This is a genomic window from Flavobacterium sp. ALJ2 (genome assembly GCF_015594725.1).
Classification (GTDB): domain Bacteria; phylum Bacteroidota; class Bacteroidia; order Flavobacteriales; family Flavobacteriaceae; genus Flavobacterium.
Map to the genome: position 1 here is coordinate 178,775 of NZ_JADNRC010000002.1, position 22,646 is coordinate 201,420.

A 22,646-nucleotide genomic window follows, 5' to 3' on the forward strand; every position below is an offset into this window, starting at 1 on the left:
ATTCAAAATAATTCAGACACTAAACCCTAAAAAAACAGTTTATATCGATATTTTTCAATAATTTGCACACGCTTAAAAATTGTTAAACAAAAACAACAACAAGCTTTATTTCAGCAGTTTAAAATGTATTTAAAAAAAATTTCTTTATTCAACTATAAAAATTTTTCTGAAGCAAATTTCGAATTTGACAAAAAGATAAATTGTTTCGTTGGAAAAAACGGTATTGGGAAAACCAATGTACTCGATGCTATTTACCATTTAGCCTACGGAAAAAGCTATTTCAATCCTTTGGCAGTTCAAAACATTAAGCATGGAGAAGAGTTTTTTGTGATAGATGCCGAGATAGAAAAAAACGAACGAAACGAACAAATCGTATGCAGTTTAAAAAAAGGGCAAAAAAAAATCCTAAAAAGGAATGGCAAGGCCTACGATAAATTCTCTGACCACATCGGCTTCATTCCTTTAGTAATAATTTCTCCAGCAGACAGAGATTTGATCGTTGAAGGAAGCGAAACACGCCGTAAATTTATGGATACTGTGATTTCACAATTAGACTCTCATTATCTGCAACAACTTATTCAATACCAAAAAGTAATTAGCCAGCGTAATGCACTACTCAAATATTTTGCATTGAATCACGTTTTCGACAATGATACCTTATCTATATATAATGAGCAATTGGACAGCTACGGTAAATCTATTTTTGAAAAGAGAAAACAATTCATCGAATCTTTTATCCCAATTTTCAATGCACATCATCATGCGATAACAGGCTCCGAAGAAACAGTACAATTAGTCTACGAAAGTCATTTGTTCGAAAAAGACCTACTCACGCTACTACAAGAAAACATTAATAAAGACCGTGCCTTACAATATACAAGTATTGGAATTCATAAAGATGATTTGTCTTTTGAAATAGACAACCATCCTATTAAAAAATTCGGATCACAGGGACAGCAAAAATCATTTTTGATTGCTTTAAAATTAGCACAGTTTGAATTCTTAAAAAAACAAAGTGGTGTAAAACCAATTTTACTCTTTGATGATATTTTTGATAAATTAGACGAAAGTCGAGTAGCCAAAATTATAGAAATGGTTAATAACGATACTTTTGGTCAACTTTTTATTTCAGACACACATCCAGATCGGACTGAAACCATTGTTAAGTCAACACATCAGAGTTACAAAATATTTAATTTATGATTTCATAAAGATTCCCAAATTAAAAAAACTTAAATTAGCCTACTCATTAAATACAAGACTATGAAAACCCCACAAACAATTCTTATTGTAATCGCATTCGTACTTGCCTCTTGCAACGGACAATCATCTAAAAATATCGAAGTTATTAATCCAACTGCTTTCTCAGAAAAAATAAACACTACTCAAGACCCTCAAATTTTTGACGTAAGAACTCCTGAAGAATTTGCAGCAGAGCATATTGACAATGCAGTAAATGTAAACTGGAACAGCAAAGACTTTGCTACAAAAGCAGCAACTTTTGACAAATCAAAACCAGTTTTTGTATACTGTTTGAGTGGTGGAAGAAGTAAAAAAGCGTCTCAAAAACTAAAAGAATTAGGCTTTACAAACATATATGAACTTGACGGTGGAATTATGAAATGGAACGCTGAAGGACATTCAAATCCAAATGCTAAAACTACAGGAATGACAAGTCAAGAGTATGCAACTTTATTAAACACAGATAAAAAAGTCTTAATTGATTTTTATGCAGAATGGTGTGGTCCTTGCAAACAAATGACTCCTTACCTTACCAAAATGCAAAAAGAACTAGCTGACAAAGTGGTTATCATTCGCATAGATGTTGATCAAAATAAAACCTTGGTAAAAGATATGAAAATTGACCAACTTCCGACTCTAATATTATATGAGAACAAAGAAGTAAAATGGAAAAACACAGGATTTATTAGCGAAACTGACCTAAAAAAACAACTATAATAAAAACTATAATATGCTTACCAAAGAAAGTTTACAGTTTTTAGATGATTTAAAAACAAATAACAATAGAGATTGGTTTTTGGAAAACAAAAAACGATATGATATCTTCAAAAAAGACTATCATCAGCTAGTTTCCGATTTTTTGGACGCAATGAAACCAATGGACCCTTCATTGGAACTATTAGAAGTAAAAAATTGCACATTCAGAATCAACCGTGACATTCGTTTTTCTAAAGACAAATCACCATACAAATCACACCTTGGCGTTTGGCTTTCTACTGGAGTAAAAGGACAAAATCGTGCTGGATATTATGTTCATATCGAAAAAGGCGCTAGTTTTATAGCTGGTGGTTTCTACTCACCAGAAGCAGAAGACTTGAAAAAAGTACGCAAAGAAATCGCTTTTTTTTATGATGACTTAGAAGCAATTATAGCCGATGAAAACTTCAAGAAAGAATTTGAAAACTTAGATATAACTGAGACCAATTCGCTTAAAAATCCACCACGCGGATATGAAAAAGAACATCCTGCGATTGATTTTTTGAAATTAAAAAGTTTTACAGCTACGCAAAAATACGACATCAAAGAAGTAACCCAAAAAGATTTTGTTACCAAAATGAGTCAGAAACTTATTGCATTAAAACCACTAAATGAATTTATTAATCGCGCTTTAACGACCGATGAATTTTAAGGTTTTTGTCACAAATTTTACTAATTCTCATTAATTAAATTTGTGTGAATTAGTAAAATTACTTCGACTGTTTACTATCGTTCGGGTCGTGCCAGAAAAAAGTTTCACACAACGCTTTCTAAATTTATCGAATGAAAAAAAGAAAAATACTTTTTCTTGGAGAATCATATCGAGCCGATGCCATTACATGGATGAGAGGCTTAAAAGAGTTTGGCGATTTTGAGATCTGTACTTGGGAACTCAAAACACCAAATAACACCAATTTCAACCGTTTCAAACGAATAACTGAATATGCTTTTGCCCCTTTCGCTATTAAAAAAATCATTCGATTAGAAAAACCCGATATAATTATTGCAGAAAGAACGACCAGTTATGGCTTTCTTGCTGCACTATCTGGTGTAAATACAATTGCAATTGCACAACAAGGAAGAACCGATTTATGGCCAGAAGGATCTTTATTATTACCTTTTAAAAAGATAATTCAGAAGTATGCATTCAAAAAAGCACATTTAATACATGCTTGGGGTCCTGTAATGACAACTTCAATGAAATCTACTGGAGTCGACATGAATAAAGTTTTAATCTTGCCAAAAGGGATCAATTTATCAATTTTCTCTCCTTCAATCAACAATGCTACTAAAATAGAAGCAATTGTCACTCGTTCTTTAGAACCTGAATACAAACATGATTGCATTTTTAAGGCATTTGCCATTTTAGACAAAAAAAACATTGATTTCAGTTTAACAATTGTTGGAGACGGAACTCAATTAGGATATCTAAAAAAACTAGCCATAGAATTAAATATTCAAAACAAAGTAGTTTTTACTGGTCGAATTGCAAACACAGAACTTCCTAAATTATTACAAAAAGCTAACTTTTATATTAGCATGCCAAGCACCGAAGGTGTTTCGGCTTCATTATTCGAAGCAATGGCTTGTAACTGCTATCCTATTGTATCGGATATTCCAGGAAACCAAAGTTGGATAAAACATCGCGAAAACGGACAATTAATCCCTATTGACAATTACATCAAACTAGCCAATGAACTTATCTGGTCATTTCAAAATCCACATTCAAGAAACAAAGCAATTATGCAAAACCGAAAGTTTGTAGAAGAAAACACCAATTATAATATCAACATGAAAATTATCGCAGATAAATATCATGAATTATTGGATTTACGAAGCTAAATAAAACTAACCATAAAAAATATAAAGTTTTACGTTAATTGATTTATTTCAAAAAAAACTTTACGCTCTCTGCTGTAAAACTTAACAATTACATCAACCTAATTTTTTTTATCTTTTAAGACAGAATAAACCACTATATTTATTACAAAAATCAAGTCAAATAAATTATAATCCTTACTTTTGGACTCTTGATTAATTCTACAAAAAAGTTTCGCATTTATGGAAATTCTATCTCAATTTTCTTTAAAAAATCATAATACATTTGGCATTGAGGCCAAAGCAAAACAGTTTATTGCCGTACATTCAATTGAACAATTGAAGAAAGTATTAGAGGAAAATAAAAATCAGCCAAAATTTATTTTAGGAGGCGGAAGTAATATGCTTTTAACCAAAGATATTGATGCCTTGGTAATCCATATTGATTTAAAAGGAAAAAAAATAATTGATGAAAATGATGATTTTGTCTGGGTCGAAAGTCAAGCCGGAGAAACTTGGCATGAATTTGTACTCTGGACAATCGATCTAAATTTTGGCGGATTAGAAAACATGTCGCTTATTCCTGGAAATGTAGGAACAACTCCTGTACAAAACATTGGTGCTTATGGAACAGAAATAAAAGATACGTTTGTTTCGTGTGATGCAATGAATATTGAAACTCAGCTGGTAAAAACTTTTACCCATGCTGAATGCAATTTTGGATATCGCGAAAGCATTTTCAAAAATGAAGTAAAAAACCAATATATTATAACATCGGTAACTTACAAACTAACCAAGCGTAATCATAAAATTAATACTTCTTATGGAGATATTACTGCCGAATTAGCCAAAAACAATATTACAAACCCTAATTTAAAAGATGTTAGTAATGCCGTAATTGCTATTAGACAAAGTAAATTACCAAACCCAAAAGAATTAGGAAATAGCGGAAGTTTCTTTAAAAACCCAATATTATTAAAATCAGATTTTGAAAAAATTTATCAAAATTTTCCAGAAATGAAATATTATGATATTTCCGAAACTGAAGTAAAAGTTCCTGCTGGGTGGCTTATCGAACAAGCAGGATTTAAAGGGAAACGTTTTGGAAATGCTGGAATTCATAAAAATCAAGCTTTAGTACTCGTGAATTACGGAAATGCAACTGGACAAGAAATTCTAGCAATCTCGAAAGACATTCAAAGAACAGTATTTGAAAAATTTGGAATACACATAGAAGCAGAAGTTAATGTGATTTAAAAAAATATAAGATGCACACACCAAATATTTTCAAAAATGAAGACCCTGAAGCAATTAGATCTTTTCTTAAAGAAAATAGTTTCGGAATACTGATTAACCAAACAAATGGAAAGTTATGGGCAACACATATTCCATTAGAAATAGAAACTAGAGAAGACGGAAAAGAAGTACTATGCGGTCATATTTCTAAATTAAATCCGCAAGGTGAAGGATTCATTCAAAACGACGAAATCTTAGCTGTTTTTTCAGGAGCGCATAGCTACATTTCATCTTCTTGGTACGATCATGAAAATGTACCTACTTGGAATTATAGTGCTGTACACATATATGGTCGGATAAAAATAATAGATCACGAAGCTGCAATTGAATCATTAAGAAAATTAGTAAACAAATACGAAGCTAACTCCGAAAAACCTATTCGCATAGAAGATTTATCTGAAAAAACAATGCGACAAGCACATGGAATAATTGCTTTTGAAATTGAAATAGATGAAATTCAGGCAACTAAAAAAATGTCCCAAAACCGAGACGATGTAAACTATAAAAACATAATCATAGCCTTAGAAAAAACAGAAAACCCTCAGTCTATTGTGGTTGCAAAAGAAATGTCAAAATACCGAAAGTAATTACACTTTAAAGGTTGAAAATCGAGAATTGATAATTACATTTGCACTCGCAAGATTCAAAATTAAAAGACATTAAAATCAGATGCTTACAATTATTTTATACTTTTTTATTGCTATCGTTGTAGTACAGCTTTCTTATTATTTAGGTGTATTTAGTAAATTTTCATTTGCTAAAACACAGAATATCACTACAAAGAGAATTCCTATTTCAGTTATTGTCTGTGCAAAAAATGAGGCCGAAAATGCAATAAAATACATTCCGTTATTAATTGAACAAGATTATCCTGATTTCGAAATTGTTCTAATAGATGATGCTTCAAGTGACGAAACATTAGAAATTTTTGAGCAGTTCGAAAGTCAACACCCAAACCTAATTCGTTTAGTGAAAGTAAAAAACAACGAAGCCTTTTGGGGAAATAAAAAATACGCTTTAACATTAGGAATAAAAGCAGCTAAAAAAGAGTATTTATTATTTACAGATGCCGATTGTTATCCTACATCTAAAAATTGGATTACAGCTATGAGCTCTCAATTTACAATGAACAAAACCATAGTCTTAGGATATGGTGCTTACGACAAAATTGAGAAATCATTCTTAAATAAAATCATTCGTTTTGAAACTTTACTCACTGCTATCCAGTATTTTTCATGGGCAAAAGCAGGCTGTCCATATATGGGAGTTGGTCGTAATTTAGCATACAAAAAAGAAGAATTTTTTAATGTAAATGGTTTTATAAGCCACATTCAAGTTCGCTCAGGAGATGATGATTTGTTTATCAATCAAGCTGCCCATAGCCACAATACAACTATAGCTTATTCTCCAGAAAGTTTTACATATTCTAAACCAAAAGAAAAATACAAAGACTGGTTTATTCAAAAAAGAAGGCATGTAGCAACCGCTAATTACTATAAAACTTTTGACAAAATACAATTAGGCCTTTTTTACAGCTCTCAATTGTTATTCTTTATACTAGCCATTATCTTACTATCTTTCCAATTTCAATGGATTATCGTTTTAAGCTTATTCTTAGCGCGATACATCGTTGCTTGGCTCGTTGTAGGGTTTTCTGCTGGAAAATTAAAAGAAAATGATTTAAAATTGTGGTTTCCTATTGTAGAAATTGTGCTTATATTCACTCAAATTAATATCTTTATAACTAATATTTTTTCAAAACCAGTACATTGGAAATAAATTCTAAAATAGAGAAAGCAAAAAACGGAGACCAAATCGCCTTCACTTTTTTGTTGAACCATTATTGGAATGAAGTCTATAGTTTCATGCTTAAACGTACTGAAAACGAAACGATTGCCGAAGATATAACTATAGAAACGTTCTCTAAAGCTTTTGACAAAATAAAAACTTACAATCGTGAATTTCAATTCAATACCTGGCTTATTGCAATTGCAAAGAATGTGCACATTGATTTATTACGCAAAAAAAAAGCCAATCTCTTTATCGAAATTACCGATCAGGAAAACCAACAAGCCTATAATATTGCCGACACTACTCCGTCTGTAGAGGATGAATTAATTACCGAACAAAATTTATCCAGATTATTGCATTGCATCAAAGAATTAAAACCGCATTATCAGGAAGTAATTCAGTTACGCTATTTTCAGGAAATGAGTTACCAGGAAATTGCCTTTAAAATAAATGAGCCTTTAAGCAATGTGAAAATAAAATTACTTCGTGCTAAGAAATTATTAGCAGAAGTAATAAAAAACAAAAGATAATTTCCTATCTTTCGCCAAAGGATACAACATCCGCACTTTCCCCCTTAAATAACTAATAACATAACAAAGTTCTTATTATTAACGTTAATTACGTAAACTATTTTTGCTTATGATTTAAACTACTACTTAACCTTTAAAACTATGAATTATGTCAACATCAAGCATCTACGAAAACAAATGGATTGACCTTGTATTCGAAAACAGAAACAAAGAGTATGGCGCATACCAGTTACGCCATGAAAGTTCAAGAAACTCCTTTAGAGCTCTTCTCATGGGATTAATACTCATTACGACTGTTGTATGCATTACAATGTTAGTTAGCAAACTAAATCACGTCAATATCTCACCAACACTACCCGATATTCCGGTAATAGAACTAAAATTAACTGACATTCCGTATGTGACTGAAAAATCGGCAGCAATGCCTGCAGTAAAATCACAACCTACAGAAACTGTTATTGAAAAAAGCCAACTTACTAACCCTACAATTGTAGAAGCAAGTCGAGCTACTCCTGAAATTGCTAAAAACACAGAGAATGCTGTGGTAGTAACACCAACTGAAGGAGGTGCTACAACATCAACTAATACTTTAACAACTGGAGGAAACGATAGTGAAACTGAAATTGTAAAAACACCTGGTAATGGCAACAAAATTGTAACAACTGGTTCTCTAGACAAGCTACCAGAATTTCCAGGAGGAATAAATAAATTCTACACCTATGTAGGAAATAATTTTAATCGCCCAGAATTAGACAGCGAAAGAACGATTCGTATTTATGTATCATTTGTAATCGAGAGAGACGGAAGTATGACAGACATCCTTGTAAGAAATGATCCAGGATATGGATTAGGAAAAGAAGCTGTTAGAGTTTTAAAATCTTTAAGAACAAAGTGGAACCCAGGAATGGTTGATTCTAAGCCTGTTCGTACCGCATATAATCTGCCAATTACAATAAAAACAGAGTAAAATATAAAACTAAAGAGGCAGTCCTTAGACAGCCTCTTTAATGTTTAAATCTAAAAACACATCTAATTATTTTTTAGTAGTTTTCTTAACTGTTTTTTTAGCAGTCGCTTTCTTTACTGAAGCTGGCACAGTATTAACTATTTTTTGTTGAACATATGGTTTATACACCCCATCTTTTTCAGCTCTTTTTTTAGCATCTTCAGCTCTTTGTTTAGGATCTGGATGTGAACTCATCATTTTATCTAAAAAAGACCCTTCGGCGCCTTCACTCATCTTTGCAAGAATTCTAAATGCAGATTCTTCGGCATTAACATTATAACCATTCTTTTTCAAAAAATCATATGAAAACAAATCTGCTTCTGATTCTTGTGTTCTACTGTGCTTACTATCAATCATAGCACTTCCAATTTTTCCCAGTTGAGTTTCGGTAAGCGCTGCAATTTTTCCTGACTGTGAAGATACCGCATCAATTAAAGCTTCTTTTCTATAAGCTGCCTTCATTCCATCTCTTGAATCATGATTAGCTACGTGACCAATTTCATGCCCAATAACTGCAAGCAATTCATTATCATCCATTATATCCATTAAACCTGAATATACGCGAACACTACCATCAGCAGTTGCAAAAGCATTTACTTCTTTTAGCATATAAACTTTATAATTTAAAGTATATCCATTACCCGAAGTATGTTTTCCAAACAATCTGTTTAATCGTATTGCATATCCATCTGTCGCTGGTGCAACTTGATTTTTGGCATCCATTTCAGCAACTGCTGCTTTTGATAAAGCTGCAGCATCGGCATCACTAAATGTAAATCCTGCATACCCTTTTTGAACAGCTCCTAAAGCTTTTTCTCCTAAATTTATTTGTGCATTAGCTTTTGTAAATCCAAAAGTTGCCAGCAATACAATTAATGCTATAGATTTTTTTTTCATATTTTTAATGTTAAATTAACCATAACAAATATAATACATCTTTAAAATACTCATCCAATGAAAAACTAATTAATTTTAGAAGAAAAAAACATTCCATAATTCTATAAACTAAAATTATTTATTGTAATTATCATTAAAATAAAATTCATGTATTTTCTTTCATCAATAATCCATAAAGCAAAATTAAAGCATAAACAAATAAACAAATAAGCAACATTGCTTATCTTTGTACTTTGAATATTAAATATGGAAAGCGTTATAGATAATAATTTACCTATTGGAAAACCAAAATGGTTGAAGGTAAAACTCCCAATTGGACAAAAATATACCGAACTACGTGGTTTGGTAGATAAATATAGTTTAAATACAATTTGCACTTCTGGTAGCTGCCCGAATATGGGTGAATGCTGGGGAGAAGGAACTGCTACTTTTATGATTTTAGGTAACGTTTGTACACGTTCTTGTGGTTTTTGTGGTGTAAAAACCGGAAGACCTGAAACTGTAGATTGGGACGAACCAGAAAAAGTAGCACGCTCTATTAAAATCATGAACATCAAGCACGCTGTTATAACAAGTGTCGATAGAGATGATTTAAAAGATGGTGGTTCGATTATTTGGATTGAAACTGTCAAAGCAATACGACGTATGAATCCGAATACGACTTTAGAGACGTTAATTCCTGATTTTCAAGGAATAGAAAGAAACATTGACCGAATTGTAGAAGCTAATCCTGAAGTGGTTTCTCATAACGTAGAAACCGTTCGTCGATTAACTCGTGAAGTACGCATACAAGCTAAATATGACCGTAGCCTAGAAGTATTACGCTACTTAAAAGAAAAAGGAATCAACAGAACCAAGTCTGGAATCATGCTTGGACTTGGAGAAACCGAAGAAGAAGTATTTCAAACTATGACCGATTTACGTAATGCAAACGTAGATGTAGTAACGATTGGACAATATTTACAACCAAGTAAAAAACATTTACCTGTAAAAGAATTTATCACTCCAGATCAATTCGCTAAATATGAAAAATTCGGACTAGAATTAGGCTTTCGCCATGTCGAAAGCGGTCCGCTAGTACGTTCATCTTACAAAGCGCAAAAACATATTCTTTAGTTACTAAATGTTGAATATTTTATTTTAATGAATAAAAAAACACGAATTGCTATTAATGGTTTCGGAAGAATTGGTCGAAACTTGTTTAGATTACTTTTAAACCATCCCGAAATTGAAGTTGTTGCTATAAATGATATTGCCGACACTAAAACAATGGCACACCTAATTAAATACGATAGTATCCATGGTGTATTACCATATGTAGTTAGTAGTGATGAAAATGGAATAATCGTTAACGAAAGACACTTTTTGTTTTTCCACGAGAAAAACATTTCAAGCTTAAATTGGAAAGACTGTGATATAGATTATGTCATAGAATCAACTGGAAAATATAAAACGTATGAAGAAATTAATGCGCATATTATTGCCGGAGCAAAAAAAGTAATTCTGTCCGCTCCTTCTGAAGTTGACACCATTAAAACAGTTGTTTTGGGTGTAAACGAAGAAATATTAGACGGAACTGAAACAATAATATCTAATGCGAGCTGCACAACAAATAATGCTGCTCCAATGATAAAAATAATCGATGATCTTTGTGGTATCGAGCAGGCCTACATTACTACGATACACTCATACACGACAGATCAGAGTCTGCACGATCAACCCCATAAAGATTTGCGCAGAGCTAGAGGTGCGAGCCAATCAATTGTTCCTACAACAACGGGCGCAGCTAAAGCATTAACAAAGATTTTTCCTAAATTGCAAAATAAAATTGGCGGTTGCGGTATTCGCGTTCCTGTTCCCGATGGTTCATTAACCGATATTACATTTAATGTAAAACGTGCCGTTTCAATTGAAGAAATTAATGAAGCATTTCAAAATGCTGCTAAAACTAGTTTAAAAGGAATTTTGGATTACACTGAGGATCCTATTGTATCTGTTGATATTATTGGAAATCATAATTCCTGTTTATTTGATGCACAACTTACTTCTGTAATCGACAAAATGGTTAAAGTTGTAGGTTGGTACGACAATGAAATTGGCTATTCATCTAGATTAATCGATTTAATATTGCTGACAAAAAAAAAATAAACTAATTATAAAAAGTATTACAACACATGAAATACCTTTTTATTATAATCAGTTTTTTCAGTTCATTTTTGTATTCCCAGCTCATCCGGAATACAGATAGTGCCGTGTATTATGACGAATTGGCTAATTCTAGTCTTGAGTCTAACAAATACAACCAAGCACTTATATTTACCGAAAAATCAATCCTTTTTTGCGAAGCTAATCATAAAACAGAAAGCCAAGCCAATCAAACTTTTAAGCTTGGTAAAATTTACTATAATCAAAAAAAATACAACGAAGCTTTAACCAACTTCAACAAAAGTCTTGCTTTACTTAAAAACAAGCCTTCTACAATTACTAAAGCGCTTGCTCTTCATTATATTGGCATAACAAATACCGAAAAAGGAAATCATCATCTCGCTCAAACTTATTTTAAGAAATCAGAATCTGTTTTCAAACAATTGAACATTATTGACTCGACTCAAGTTCTAAACCTTCAAAAGGGAATAGCCTTAAAAGCCAATAACGAATATGACTTGGCTATCGCTATTTTTAAAAAAATAATTAAGGAACCAGACAGTAGATCTATGTTAAGAACAAAAACTGATGCATATTATCAGCTTGGCCTTATAGAAAAACATCTAAATAGAAATAAAACTACCATATACTATCTTGACAAAGCACTAGAGCTGTCTTCAAAGAGCAATGATCTTAACCAAAAATCAATTATTTTATTAGCACTTAGCCAATTTTACAAAACACATAAAGACTACGACAGAGCCTATACCTACCTAGACGAGCATTACCAATTAAAAAACTATATATACAAATTAAAAACCTCAAAACTTGATTTTGATGATTTTAAAAAATTTAAGGATAAAGAGGTCATAAACACTGCGCTTCAAAAAGAAAAAAAAGATCTTGAAGATAAAAAAACATACAAATATTCTAAATTAATAAGTATTCTTGCCATTGCATTAATCTCTATTTTATCGCTTTTAAGTTTATCTCTTTATAAAAACAACATTATTCGAAATCAGAACAACATCCTTTTAAGAGAGAAAAACAATGAATTGGTCATTGCAAAGAACAAAGCTGAAAAAGCATCAAAAGCAAGATCTGAATTTTTATCGACTGTTAGTCATGAACTCCGAACTCCTCTTAATGCGATTAATGGAATCACTCATTTATTAATAGAAGATAATCCTAAGAAATCACAAAAAAAATATCTAGAATCATTAAAGTTTTCAGGGAATTATTTAACTACATTTATCAATGAAATTCTTGAAATTAATAAAATTGATTCTAACAAACTTGAAATAGAATCGATAAGTTTTAATCTAAAAGAATTACTAATAAACATACAACGTTCTTTAAAAGAATTAGCTACAGCCAATAAAAACTATTTTAATTTAGAAATTGACGAAAGTATTCCAGACAATTTAATTGGTGACCCAACCAAATTGTCTCAAATAATAATGAACCTAATTAATAACGCCTTAAAATTCACTGAAAATGGACGAGTGAATGTAATTGTAAAACTACATTCATTAAAAGACGAAAAAGCAACTATTTATTTTGAAATAGTTGATACCGGAATAGGAATCCCAGAAGATAAACTACAAACTGTTTTCGAAAGTTTTTCGCAAGGTTCAATAGAAGTCAATCGAAAATATGGAGGAACTGGCTTAGGACTTACAATTGTAAAAAAATTAACCGAAATGCTAGGTGGGGAGATCAATCTTAAAAGTGAAGTTGACAAAGGTTCTACATTCACATTTAGATTAAAATTTAAAATAGACAACGAACCATTAGCAATTAAAGAAGAAACCAAATTGTATAACGACTACGATCTAAAAGGCAAAAACATTCTGTTGATAGAAGACAACAGAATCAACCAAATGATTACTCGAAAGATGCTTGAAAACAAAGACATAACTTGCGAGGTAATCGACAATGGAGAGGAAGCAATTGAATTATTAAAAATCAAACGATTTGATATGATCTTAATGGATGTTCATTTACCAGGAATAAACGGAACTACTGCAACAAAATATATTCGTGAATTTGACAAAATAACTCCAATTATTGCATTAACTGCTATTTCATTAGATGAGAACAGGGAAATGCTATTATCTTTCGGGATGAACGACGTAATAACAAAACCCTTTGTTCCTGATGAATTTTATAGCATTATTGCGAAATGTTTTAACGCATGTACCAATTAATACTCTAAAATCAAGTTTTTTATCAAAGCTCTTACTTTAGGCTCAGCCATTTTTGCTGCCTCAAGAACTTCATCATGTGAAATTGTATCTATACTTTCTTCATTACCCATGTCAGTAATTACTGAGATACCAAACGTTTCAACGTTCATATGACGGGCTACGATAACTTCTGGTACTGTAGACATTCCTACACAATCTGCTCCAAGAATTTTTACCATTTTATATTCAGCCAAAGTTTCAAAAGTTGGCCCTTGCAAACCAAAATAAATTCCATCATGAATTTCTATATTCAATCTTGATGCAATTTCTTTACTTTTAATGATCATTTTTCTAGAATATGGCTCACTCATATTTACAAATCGAGGCCCAAAACGCTCATCATTTTTACCTCGCAAAGGATGCTCCGGAGCAAAGTTAATATGATCTTTAATAATCACTATAGAACCTACTTTATAATCTGCATTTACTCCTCCTGAAGCATTTGAAACTAATAATTTAGTAACCCCTAAAAACTTCATTACACGAACCGGAAAAGTAACCTCTTCCATTGTGTATCCTTCGTAAAAATGAAAGCGCCCTTGCATTGCAACAACTTTTTTATCTCCAATAGTTCCAAAAACTAAAGCACCTTTATGCCCTTGAACTGTAGATACTGGAAAATTTGGAATTTCATTGTATGGCAATGTAAACTCTATTTCAATATCATTTGTAAAGCCACCTAGTCCTGAACCCAAAATTACACCGTATTCTGGTGTGAACTGCGTTTTTGACTTTATATAACTAACTGTTTCCTGAACTTTTTCCCACATAATTTAAAATTGTTATATCAAAATTATTTTGATAATTAATAAAAGTACTTTTTATTGGCAAATAATATAATTGCGGCGCAATATTAGTGCCTTTTAACCGAACATAATCTTTTTCGGTTGTAATAATTTTATGTTCTTTCGCTTTATTCGCAATCGTTATAATATCTACTTCTGTAAAATGATGATGATCAGGGAATGTAAGACACTCATCGTCATTCGATTTTAAAAACTTAAAAAATGGAGCTGGTTTTGCAATTCCGGCTAAAAGCAATTTTTGCTCATCTTTAATTTCTGCAACAACTAATTTTTCATTTTGAGAATAAACACAATCATCATAATCAATATAGGTAAAATAGAGTTCTTGTGAAGCTTTTAATTTTAATTTTCTACGAATATTTTCTTGCTCATACTTCTCAAGGCTTGCTGGGCATTTGGTAACAATAACAATGTTAGCACGTTTTGCTCCGCTCCTACTCTCTCGCAAATTCCCTGTTGGCAGCATCCAATCATCTACATATAAATCGCCATACGAAGTTAGTAAAATATAAAATCCTGCTTTTACTTTTCGGTGTTGGAAAGCATCATCAAGTAAAATAATCTCAGGCTTTATAGGTTGCGAAAGTAATTGCTGAATTCCATTTGTTCTATTTGCATCTACAGCAACTTGAATATTCTTAAACTTATGAAAAAACTGAAAAGGTTCATCGCCTAATATAACAGCGTTTGAAGTTTTATCGGCAAGAACAAAACCTTCTGATTGTCGCTTATAACCCCGACTAAGAGTTGCCACCTGATATTTATTTGATAATAATCGAATTAAATATTCTATTTGTGGTGTTTTTCCAGTTCCTCCCACGCTAAGATTCCCAACCGCAATGATCGGAACATCAAATGAAGTTGATTTTAAAATTCCTTTATCAAAAAGAAAATTCCGAATGCTAGTGATGATTCCATATAAAATGGCAAATGGGAAAAGTATTTTTCGAAGTAAATTCATAATACGAAAGTAAATTTTTTATTTCAAAGTTGATTTGTTTATTCGTTAATTTGTTGTTCAAAAATTTGATTGGATTATTTCATAATTACAAAATTCGAACAATCCAATCATCTAAAAATCTAAAAATGAAAATACAAGAAATACTTTCTGTTCTTGAAGAAATGGCACCTTTGGGTTATGCAGAAGATTTTGACAATGTTGGATTATTAGTAGGTAATTCTTCAACAGAAGCCACAGGAGTTTTAGTATGTCATGATGCACTTGAAAATGTAATTGATGAAGCAATTAGCAAAAACTGCAATCTTGTAGTTTGTTTTCACCCCATTTTATTTTCTGGCATAAAAAAAATAACTGGCAAAAATTATGTAGAGCGTGCTATTCTTAAAGCTATAAAAAATGATGTTGCTATTTATGCCGTTCACACTGCATTAGACAATCACTCCCAAGGTGTAAATAAAATATTCTGCGATGCTTTAGGTTTGATAAATACTAAAGTTCTGATTCCGAAACAAAACTATATCCAAAAACTTGTAACCTATACAGTTCCCTCTAATTCCGAAAAAGTCCGCAATGCCTTATTTGAAGCTGGAGCAGGAAATATCGGGAATTATGACAATTGTAGTTTTAATACCGAAGGTTTTTTTACTTTTAAAGGAAATGAGAACAGCAATCCTGTTATTGGAGAAAAAGAAAAACTGCATACTGGGAATGAAATAAAAATTGAAGTTGTTTTTGAAAAACACTTACAATCAAAAATTTTAAAAGCTCTTTTTGCTACTCATATTTATGAAGAAGTCGCTTATGAAATTTATGATTTGCAAAATGCACACCAAAATATAGGCTTAGGTATGATTGGAGAATTTGAAACTCCGATGAACGAATCTGATTTTTTACCTTTTGTAAAACAGAAAATGATAGCTGATGGCATTAGGCATTCTGCTTATATCGGGAAAAAAATCCATAAAGTTGCTGTTCTTGGAGGTTCTGGAAGTTTTGCGATAAAAAATGCAATTCAGGCTGGAGCCGATGCTTTTTTGACAGCTGATTTAAAATACCATCAGTTTTATGAAGCCGAAAATCGATTACTATTAGCTGATATTGGACATTTTGAAAGCGAACGTTATACAAAAAATTATATTGTTGATTATCTTCGGAAAAAAATCCTTAATTTTGCAATCATTTTATCAGAAGAAAATACAAATCCAGTTAAGTACTTATAGAATATGGCGAATACGAAAGAATTAAGTGTTGAGGACAAGTTAAGAGCAATTTACGATTTACAGCTAATTGACTCTAGAATTGACGAAATCAGAAACGTAAGAGGAGAACTTCCATTAGAAGTGGAAGATTTAGAAGATGAAGTTGCAGGTTTAGGCACACGTTCAGAAAAATTGAAAAGCGAACTAGAAATAGTTGAAGAGCAAATCAAAACTAGAAAAAATGCTATTGATGATCATAAAGAAGCCATCAAAAAGTATACAAAACAACAAGAATCAGTTCGCAACAATAGAGAATTTAACTCTTTAACAAAAGAAGTTGAGTTTCAAGAATTAGAAATTCAATTGGCTGAAAAGCAAATCAAAGAAATGAAAGTTTCTATTGAGCATAAAAAAGAAGTTATCGCTGGTTTAAAAGAAAGACTTGATTCTAAGAGTTCACATCTAAAACACAAGAAATCTGAATTGGATGCGATTATGGCTGAAACTCAAAAAGAAGAAATCTTCTTATCTGAAAAATCAGCTGAGTATGAAAGTTTAATTGAAGAGCGTTTATTAACAGCTTATAAACGAATTAGAACTAGTGTTCGTAATGGCTTGGCAGTAGTATCAATCGAAAGAGGTGCATCAGCAGGTTCTTTCTTTACTATCCCACCACAAACTCAAGTTGAGATTGCATCTAGAAAAAAAATCATAACTGACGAACATTCTGGAAGAATCCTAGTTGACAGCACATTAGCAGAAGAAGAAAGAGAAAAAATGGAACAATTATTTTCGAAATTCTAAATAATATAAAGCCTCGAAATTCGGGGCTTTTTTTTTATATTAAAAATTACAATTTTGGGATTTAAAGAAGGCATCCGTTTTATAACACTAAAATCTGTTGGACAGTATATTAACTTTTTAAGTTATGTTCGCCCGCAAAAAGCAACACATCTTTCGTATGCTCTTTTTAGCCAACCAAGAGAAGGAAGATTAAGCAAATCCAGCTTACCACAAGTATTACAAAACACCAAAACAGAAACTTTCCATCATAACGAGCATCATTTCCAAACTTATATTTGGGAAGGAAATGAAACCAAAATTTTACTTGTTCATGGCTGGGAAAGCAATGCTGCACGATGGCAAAAGACATTACCTCACTTACAAAAAACTGGAAGTACCATTATTGCTATCGATGCTCCTGCTCACGGACAAAGTAGCGGTAAAGAGTTCAACGTACCTCTTTATGCTGAATTCATTAACAAAGCAGTACAAAAATACCATCCTACAATTATAATCGGCCATTCTATTGGGGGAGCAGCTTGTATATATCATCAACACCTGTTCCCTGAAACTAGTATTCAGAAAATGGTTATTCTAGGAGCTCCATCCGATTTACAAACTCTTATCAACAACTACATTAAGATGCTGAGTCTAAACAAGAAAATGATTCCTCTTTTGGAAAATCGTTTCGTGAATCGTTTCAACTTAAAACTTGAGGATTTCTCTGGTAAAAAATTTGCTTCAAACTTTACTATTAAGGGTTTAATTGCCCACGACACCGATGATAATATAGTTGCGTTTGAAGAAGGAGAAAAAATAGCCAGTACATGGAAAAATAGCCAATTTATAACAACAAATGGCTTAGGTCACGGCATGCATGATGATAAATTGTATCAAAAAGTAGTTGATTTTTTGTTTTCAGAAGTCTAGACTCAAAGGTTCTAAAATTCTAAAATTCAAGATATCTATTTTTTGATTACTTTTGCACTATGGAAGAAAATCTAAAACGCCTCAACAAATTCATTGGAGAAACTGGATATTGCTCTCGTCGTGAAGCTGACAAACTAATCGAAGAAGGACGTGTAACCATAAACGGAGTTGTACCTGAAATGGGAACGAAAGTTACACCTGATGATGAAATACGCATAGACGGAAAGTTAATCGTAGAAAAACACGAAAAACTCGTTTATTTGGCTTTTAATAAACCTGCCGGAATAGAATGTACCACTAATCTAGAGGTACGTAATAACATTGTAGATTATATTAACTACCCTAAACGTATTTTCCCAATTGGAAGATTAGACAAGGCAAGTGAAGGATTAATATTTATGACCAATGATGGTGATATCGTAAACAAAATTCTACGTGCAAGAAACAACCACGAAAAGGAATATACTGTAACTGTAAATAAACCTATTACCGATCGCTTTATTGAGCGAATGGGGAATGGTGTACCTATTCTTGACACAGTAACCAAAAAATGCAAGGTAGAGCAAATAAGCAAATACATCTTTAAGATTATCCTAACTCAAGGCTTAAATCGTCAGATTCGTAGAATGGCTGAATATTTAGGATATGAAGTTACAGCCCTAAAACGTATTCGCATTATTAATATTTCTCTTGATATTCCTGTTGGTCGTTATCGTGACTTAACTGATGCAGAGTTTAAAGAATTAAATGAGCTTATTAAACCTTCGAGCAAAACTGAAGAAGCAAGTTTACCTATAAATGAAACTCCAAAAAGAAGAACCGAATTTATAAAAAAAGAGGATCCTCGATTTAAGAAAAGGGGAGATTATTAATCTGACGTTCTTTTCTTACAAATACATAATATAGAAAGCCTGGAAAACTTACATTCCAGGCTTTCTATATCATATTTTTTTTAAAACTAATAAGTACTAATTATTTAATGCAATTTGGTATTTGATTCTATTACTAGGGTATCATTATTTTAATCCCCTTCTGCTTTAAATCACTTATTTTAAAAATATCTCTAACTCATTTCTCATTATCAAATCCTTGTTGTTTTAACAACATGAGGATTGCTAACTAATTACGTAGAAATCTTCACTATAGCCTCATAGCCAGTCTCAGAAGACAGAGCCGATGTAGTGCGTCTAAAACGATAGTTAGTCCCTAATAGCTTATGTTTAACAACTGCAGTAGGGGCATGCTTTATTCCTACGTAATCTTCCAACGCCTGTTTGAATATTAATAAATCTGCGGTTTTAGATTTACGAAAATCTATTCATTCACCAATTATTGCTCGAGATTTGTAAGGGCTTAACTTGACATAATATTGTAATTTAATTGTTTTTCGTTCTACTCATAAGACTTTTCAGATACGCCATGTTATTAAATCGGGTACAAAAAATCCTCTTTAATGCAATTACTTAGCTGATAAGTAAGAAATTCATAGAGAATTAAATTATGGTCATCTTAATCAATTCTCAATAGTAAAACTATAACACAATTAAATCTGCAAGTACAAATATGTCATAAAAACAGAAATCATTGTCATGAATATAAAAAAAGTAGTACGGAATTTTTTCCTAAAATAAATAAGCAAAAAAACCTCCTTCATATAACATGAAGGAGGTTTTGGTTGTAGAGAATTACGTGAAGTAAACTTATCTCAATATTCGAAACTTTTTTTAACGCTTTATTTTTTTAACAAAAAGACACTCGTCGCTTATAACAGTATCTTGTTCCTCACCAACAACTAGCTATTTTATGGCTCGCATTTTTCTTGCCAATAATGTGTTTTTGAGTAACATTGCAATTGTCATTGGTCCTACTCCTCCAGGAACTGGTGTAATATATGATGATTTCTTACTCACCTCATCAAAATCAACATCCCCCGTAATTACGTATCCTTTTGGGTGTGTAGCATCTTCTACCCTAGTGATTCCAACATCAATAACCACAACACCATCTTTTACCATATGTGCTTTTAGGTAATTTGGAACTCCTAAAGCAGTGATAATAATATCCGCATTTTTAGTAAACTCTTCGATATTCTTAGTTCTGCTATGCGTTAATGTCACTGTTGAATCTCCTGGATTTCCTTTACGGCTCATCAAAATACTCATTGGTCGACCTACAATATGACTACGCCCAATAACTACTGTATGTTTCCCTGCTGTTTCTACTTTATAACGTTCTAGTAATTGCATGATTCCAAATGGTGTCGCTGGAATAAAAGTTTCCATCTCTAAAGCCATTTTTCCGAAATTCGTCGGATGAAATCCATCTACGTCTTTATCAGGATCAATAGCCAATAAAATCTTTTGTTCGTCGATATGTTTTGGCAAAGGCAATTGTACGATGTATCCGTCTAGATTATCATCTTCGTTTAATTCTTTAATTTTAGCCAACAGTTCCTCTTCAGTAATCGTTTCTGGCAAACTTACCAAAGTTGAATCGAAACCTATTTGTTGACATGATCTTACTTTACTACCTACATAAGTTAAACTAGCTCCATCGTTACCAACAATCACAGCTGCTAAGTGAGGCACTTTACCTCCTGCATCTTTAATCGCTTGCACTTCTATTGCAATTTCGTTTTTAATATCTTCTGCTGTTTTTTTCCCGTCTAGTAGTTGCATTGTTTTAAAAATGTTTCAAGTTTAATGTTTCAAGTTTCAGAAATAGAAACCCTTATTTATATTATTAAAAAAAGTTTCAAATTTCAGTCTCAAAACTTGAAACCTGAAACTTGAAACTATCTTTATTATCTCGGCATTCCGCCTGGCATTCCTTTCATGCCTCCCATCATTTTCATTAAATTCTTTCCGCCTGGACCTTGCATCATTTTCATCATCTTGCTCATTTGTTCAAACTGTTTCATTAGCTGATTTACTTGCTCGATTTTAGTTCCTGAACCTTTGGCAATTCTAGCTTTCCTTTTTACATCGATTACCGCTGGCTTGCTTCTTTCTATTGGTGTCATCGAATGTATGATTGCTTCGATATGCTTGAAGGCATCATCTTCAATTTCTACATCTTTCATGGCTTTTGAAGCTCCTGGTATCATTCCTACCAAGTCTTTCATATTACCCATTTTCTTTACTTGTTGAATTTGTGACAAGAAATCATCAAAACCAAATTCGTTTTTCGCGATTTTCTTTTGAATTTTTCTTGCTTCTTCTTCATCAAATTGTTCTTGTGCTCTTTCTACTAACGACACAACATCACCCATACCAAGTATACGTTCTGCCATACGAATAGGATAGAACACATCGATTGCATCCATCTTCTCTCCTGTACCTACAAACTTAATTGGTTTATTTACTACAGACTTAATAGAAATGGCAGCACCTCCACGTGTATCTCCATCTAATTTGGTAAGGATAACCCCGTCAAAGTTTAATATATCATTGAATGCTTTTGCAGTATTTACAGCATCTTGACCTGTCATGGCATCCACAACAAATAAAGTTTCTTGTGGCTGAATTGCTTTGTGTACACGTGCAATCTCGTCCATCATTTCCTGATCTACGGCTAAACGTCCTGCTGTATCGACAATTACAACATTAAACCCATTAGCTTTAGCGTGCTTAATTGCATTTTGTGCAATTTCTACAGGATTTTTATTTTCTGGCTCTGAGTAAACCTCAACTCCTATTTGATCTCCTACAACATGTAATTGGTTTATCGCCGCTGGACGGTAAATATCACACGCTACTAAAAGTGGTTTTTTATTCTTTTTTGTTTTTAAATAATTAGCCAGTTTTCCAGAGAATGTAGTTTTTCCCGAACCTTGTAATCCTGACATTAAGATAACACTTGGTGTTCCTGACAAGTTTATTCCTGCTACATCACCCCCCATTAATTCGGTAAGTTCGTCTTTTACTAACTTCACCAATAATTGTCCTGGTTGTAACGTAGTTAAAACGTCTTGACCTATTGCTTTTTCTTTTACTTTGGTAGTAAAATCTTTAGCAATTTTAAAGTTAACATCGGCATCAAGTAAGGCACGACGAACTTCTTTTAAAGTTTCGGCAACGTTTACTTCTGTAATTTTACCGTGTCCTTTTAATATATGGAAGGCTTTATCTAACTTATCACTTAAATTATCAAACATACTATTTTCTTTATTTGAAGTGCAAAGATAATCTAATTAGGCATTTCAGGCAATTTTTATTTAACTGCAAAGTTCGTTTTG

At 32.3% G+C, this 22,646-nt stretch carries 21 protein-coding genes; 16 read left to right on the plus strand and 5 right to left on the minus strand.

All coding sequences use genetic code 11. From position 1 onward, the window contains the following. The first annotated feature begins 123 nt into the window (after nucleotides 1-123). The 9 genes from IUY40_RS03155 (at nucleotide 124) to IUY40_RS03195 (ending at nucleotide 8,400) form a co-directional block, all read left to right on the plus strand. Nucleotides 124-1,203: a DNA replication/repair protein RecF gene (locus tag IUY40_RS03155; RefSeq protein ID WP_195735439.1), complete on the plus strand. Its 1,080-nt coding sequence runs from the start codon at nucleotides 124-126 to the stop codon at nucleotides 1,201-1,203. 60 nt (nucleotides 1,204-1,263) lie between these two features. Next, nucleotides 1,264-1,959 (plus strand): thioredoxin domain-containing protein, encoded by a 696-nt coding sequence (locus tag IUY40_RS03160; RefSeq protein WP_195735440.1) that lies wholly within the window; start codon nucleotides 1,264-1,266, stop codon nucleotides 1,957-1,959. A 13-nt stretch (nucleotides 1,960-1,972) separates the two neighbouring features. Next, a complete protein-coding gene (locus tag IUY40_RS03165; RefSeq protein ID WP_195735441.1) occupies nucleotides 1,973-2,650 on the plus strand; it encodes a DUF2461 domain-containing protein in 678 nt (225 codons plus the stop codon). A 131-nt stretch (nucleotides 2,651-2,781) separates the two neighbouring features. Then, entirely contained in the window at nucleotides 2,782-3,840 is a 1,059-nt protein-coding gene (locus tag IUY40_RS03170; RefSeq protein WP_195735442.1) for a glycosyltransferase, read from the plus strand. A gap of 219 nt (nucleotides 3,841-4,059) precedes the next feature. After that, a complete protein-coding gene (murB, locus tag IUY40_RS03175) occupies nucleotides 4,060-5,073 on the plus strand; it encodes a UDP-N-acetylmuramate dehydrogenase (RefSeq protein WP_195735443.1) in 1,014 nt (337 codons plus the stop codon). Nucleotides 5,074-5,084: 11 nt separating this feature from the next. Continuing rightward, nucleotides 5,085-5,699, plus strand: a complete 615-nt coding sequence (locus IUY40_RS03180) for an FMN-binding negative transcriptional regulator (RefSeq protein ID WP_195735444.1) — start codon at nucleotides 5,085-5,087, stop codon at nucleotides 5,697-5,699. A gap of 82 nt (nucleotides 5,700-5,781) precedes the next feature. Further along, complete coding sequence (locus IUY40_RS03185) at nucleotides 5,782-6,891, plus strand: glycosyltransferase (protein ID WP_195735445.1); 1,110 nt, start codon at nucleotides 5,782-5,784, stop codon at nucleotides 6,889-6,891. After that, the gene (locus IUY40_RS03190; RefSeq protein WP_195735446.1) at nucleotides 6,882-7,433 is read left to right on the plus strand and encodes a sigma-70 family RNA polymerase sigma factor; all 552 of its coding nucleotides are present in this window, start codon (nucleotides 6,882-6,884) and stop codon (nucleotides 7,431-7,433) included. The genes IUY40_RS03185 and IUY40_RS03190 overlap by 10 nt, the downstream gene beginning before the upstream one ends. 148 nt (nucleotides 7,434-7,581) lie before the next feature. Beyond that, nucleotides 7,582-8,400, plus strand: coding sequence for an energy transducer TonB (locus IUY40_RS03195; RefSeq protein WP_195735447.1), 819 nt, complete (start codon nucleotides 7,582-7,584; stop codon nucleotides 8,398-8,400). A gap of 66 nt (nucleotides 8,401-8,466) precedes the next feature. On the opposite strand, the gene IUY40_RS03200 is transcribed toward IUY40_RS03195, so the two are convergent. Continuing rightward, nucleotides 8,467-9,336, minus strand: coding sequence for a M48 family metalloprotease (locus tag IUY40_RS03200; RefSeq protein WP_195735448.1), 870 nt, complete (start codon nucleotides 9,334-9,336; stop codon nucleotides 8,467-8,469). 246 nt (nucleotides 9,337-9,582) lie between these two features. Here IUY40_RS03200 and lipA point away from each other — a divergent pair, with 246 nt between their 5' ends. Genes lipA through IUY40_RS03215 form a run of 3 tightly spaced genes read left to right on the plus strand, consistent with a single transcriptional unit; the run spans nucleotide 9,583 to nucleotide 13,691 of the window. Beyond that, nucleotides 9,583-10,452: a lipoyl synthase gene (gene lipA, locus IUY40_RS03205; protein WP_195735449.1), complete on the plus strand. Its 870-nt coding sequence runs from the start codon at nucleotides 9,583-9,585 to the stop codon at nucleotides 10,450-10,452. Nucleotides 10,453-10,479: 27 nt separating this feature from the next. Further along, nucleotides 10,480-11,484, plus strand: coding sequence for a type I glyceraldehyde-3-phosphate dehydrogenase (gene gap, locus IUY40_RS03210; protein ID WP_195735450.1), 1,005 nt, complete (start codon nucleotides 10,480-10,482; stop codon nucleotides 11,482-11,484). A 26-nt stretch (nucleotides 11,485-11,510) separates the two neighbouring features. Beyond that, entirely contained in the window at nucleotides 11,511-13,691 is a 2,181-nt protein-coding gene (locus tag IUY40_RS03215; protein WP_195735451.1) for an ATP-binding protein, read from the plus strand. Here IUY40_RS03215 and IUY40_RS03220 read toward each other — a convergent pair. Beyond that, a complete protein-coding gene (locus tag IUY40_RS03220; RefSeq protein WP_195735452.1) occupies nucleotides 13,688-14,500 on the minus strand; it encodes a purine-nucleoside phosphorylase in 813 nt (270 codons plus the stop codon). The genes IUY40_RS03215 and IUY40_RS03220 overlap by 4 nt on opposite strands. Next, nucleotides 14,472-15,497, minus strand: coding sequence for a tetraacyldisaccharide 4'-kinase (gene lpxK / locus IUY40_RS03225; protein ID WP_195735453.1), 1,026 nt, complete (start codon nucleotides 15,495-15,497; stop codon nucleotides 14,472-14,474). The genes IUY40_RS03220 and lpxK overlap by 29 nt, the downstream gene beginning before the upstream one ends. 125 nt (nucleotides 15,498-15,622) lie before the next feature. On the opposite strand from lpxK, the gene IUY40_RS03230 reads away from it, so the two are divergent. The 4 genes from IUY40_RS03230 to rluF are packed head-to-tail and all read left to right on the plus strand — an operon-like array spanning nucleotide 15,623 to nucleotide 19,281. Next, nucleotides 15,623-16,717: a Nif3-like dinuclear metal center hexameric protein gene (locus IUY40_RS03230; RefSeq protein ID WP_195735454.1), complete on the plus strand. Its 1,095-nt coding sequence runs from the start codon at nucleotides 15,623-15,625 to the stop codon at nucleotides 16,715-16,717. Between the two features lie 3 nt (nucleotides 16,718-16,720). Continuing rightward, nucleotides 16,721-17,500, plus strand: a complete 780-nt coding sequence (locus IUY40_RS03235) for a C4-type zinc ribbon domain-containing protein (protein WP_195735455.1) — start codon at nucleotides 16,721-16,723, stop codon at nucleotides 17,498-17,500. Between the two features lie 54 nt (nucleotides 17,501-17,554). Continuing rightward, nucleotides 17,555-18,409 (plus strand): alpha/beta fold hydrolase, encoded by an 855-nt coding sequence (locus IUY40_RS03240; RefSeq protein WP_195735456.1) that lies wholly within the window; start codon nucleotides 17,555-17,557, stop codon nucleotides 18,407-18,409. A 59-nt stretch (nucleotides 18,410-18,468) separates the two neighbouring features. Beyond that, the gene (rluF, locus tag IUY40_RS03245; RefSeq protein ID WP_195735457.1) at nucleotides 18,469-19,281 is read left to right on the plus strand and encodes a 23S rRNA pseudouridine(2604) synthase RluF; all 813 of its coding nucleotides are present in this window, start codon (nucleotides 18,469-18,471) and stop codon (nucleotides 19,279-19,281) included. 924 nt (nucleotides 19,282-20,205) lie between these two features. Here rluF and IUY40_RS03250 read toward each other — a convergent pair. Further along, on the minus strand, nucleotides 20,206-21,087 hold the full coding sequence (locus tag IUY40_RS03250; protein WP_195735458.1) for a tetrahydrofolate dehydrogenase/cyclohydrolase catalytic domain-containing protein: 882 nt from the start codon (nucleotides 21,085-21,087) through the stop codon (nucleotides 20,206-20,208). 125 nt (nucleotides 21,088-21,212) lie between these two features. Continuing rightward, nucleotides 21,213-22,565, minus strand: coding sequence for a signal recognition particle protein (gene ffh / locus IUY40_RS03255; protein WP_195735459.1), 1,353 nt, complete (start codon nucleotides 22,563-22,565; stop codon nucleotides 21,213-21,215). Nucleotides 22,566-22,646 lie beyond the last annotated feature (81 nt).

What these genes read in the sequence shown, in the direction of transcription:
- IUY40_RS03155 (WP_195735439.1), top strand. Translation starts at nt 124, where the DNA reads ATGTATTTAAAAAAAATTTCTTTATTCAACTATAAAAATTTTTCTGAA.
- IUY40_RS03160 (WP_195735440.1), top strand. Translation starts at nt 1,264, where the DNA reads ATGAAAACCCCACAAACAATTCTTATTGTAATCGCATTCGTACTTGCC.
- IUY40_RS03165 (WP_195735441.1), top strand. Translation starts at nt 1,973, where the DNA reads ATGCTTACCAAAGAAAGTTTACAGTTTTTAGATGATTTAAAAACAAAT.
- IUY40_RS03170 (WP_195735442.1), top strand. Translation starts at nt 2,782, where the DNA reads ATGAAAAAAAGAAAAATACTTTTTCTTGGAGAATCATATCGAGCCGAT.
- murB (WP_195735443.1), top strand. Translation starts at nt 4,060, where the DNA reads ATGGAAATTCTATCTCAATTTTCTTTAAAAAATCATAATACATTTGGC.
- IUY40_RS03180 (WP_195735444.1), top strand. Translation starts at nt 5,085, where the DNA reads ATGCACACACCAAATATTTTCAAAAATGAAGACCCTGAAGCAATTAGA.
- IUY40_RS03185 (WP_195735445.1), top strand. Translation starts at nt 5,782, where the DNA reads ATGCTTACAATTATTTTATACTTTTTTATTGCTATCGTTGTAGTACAG.
- IUY40_RS03195 (WP_195735447.1), top strand. Translation starts at nt 7,582, where the DNA reads ATGTCAACATCAAGCATCTACGAAAACAAATGGATTGACCTTGTATTC.
- IUY40_RS03200 (WP_195735448.1), bottom strand. Translation starts at nt 9,336, where the DNA reads ATGAAAAAAAAATCTATAGCATTAATTGTATTGCTGGCAACTTTTGGA.
- lipA (WP_195735449.1), top strand. Translation starts at nt 9,583, where the DNA reads ATGGAAAGCGTTATAGATAATAATTTACCTATTGGAAAACCAAAATGG.
- gap (WP_195735450.1), top strand. Translation starts at nt 10,480, where the DNA reads ATGAATAAAAAAACACGAATTGCTATTAATGGTTTCGGAAGAATTGGT.
- IUY40_RS03215 (WP_195735451.1), top strand. Translation starts at nt 11,511, where the DNA reads ATGAAATACCTTTTTATTATAATCAGTTTTTTCAGTTCATTTTTGTAT.
- IUY40_RS03220 (WP_195735452.1), bottom strand. Translation starts at nt 14,500, where the DNA reads ATGTGGGAAAAAGTTCAGGAAACAGTTAGTTATATAAAGTCAAAAACG.
- lpxK (WP_195735453.1), bottom strand. Translation starts at nt 15,497, where the DNA reads ATGAATTTACTTCGAAAAATACTTTTCCCATTTGCCATTTTATATGGA.
- IUY40_RS03230 (WP_195735454.1), top strand. Translation starts at nt 15,623, where the DNA reads ATGAAAATACAAGAAATACTTTCTGTTCTTGAAGAAATGGCACCTTTG.
- IUY40_RS03235 (WP_195735455.1), top strand. Translation starts at nt 16,721, where the DNA reads ATGGCGAATACGAAAGAATTAAGTGTTGAGGACAAGTTAAGAGCAATT.
- rluF (WP_195735457.1), top strand. Translation starts at nt 18,469, where the DNA reads ATGGAAGAAAATCTAAAACGCCTCAACAAATTCATTGGAGAAACTGGA.
- IUY40_RS03250 (WP_195735458.1), bottom strand. Translation starts at nt 21,087, where the DNA reads ATGCAACTACTAGACGGGAAAAAAACAGCAGAAGATATTAAAAACGAA.
- ffh (WP_195735459.1), bottom strand. Translation starts at nt 22,565, where the DNA reads ATGTTTGATAATTTAAGTGATAAGTTAGATAAAGCCTTCCATATATTA.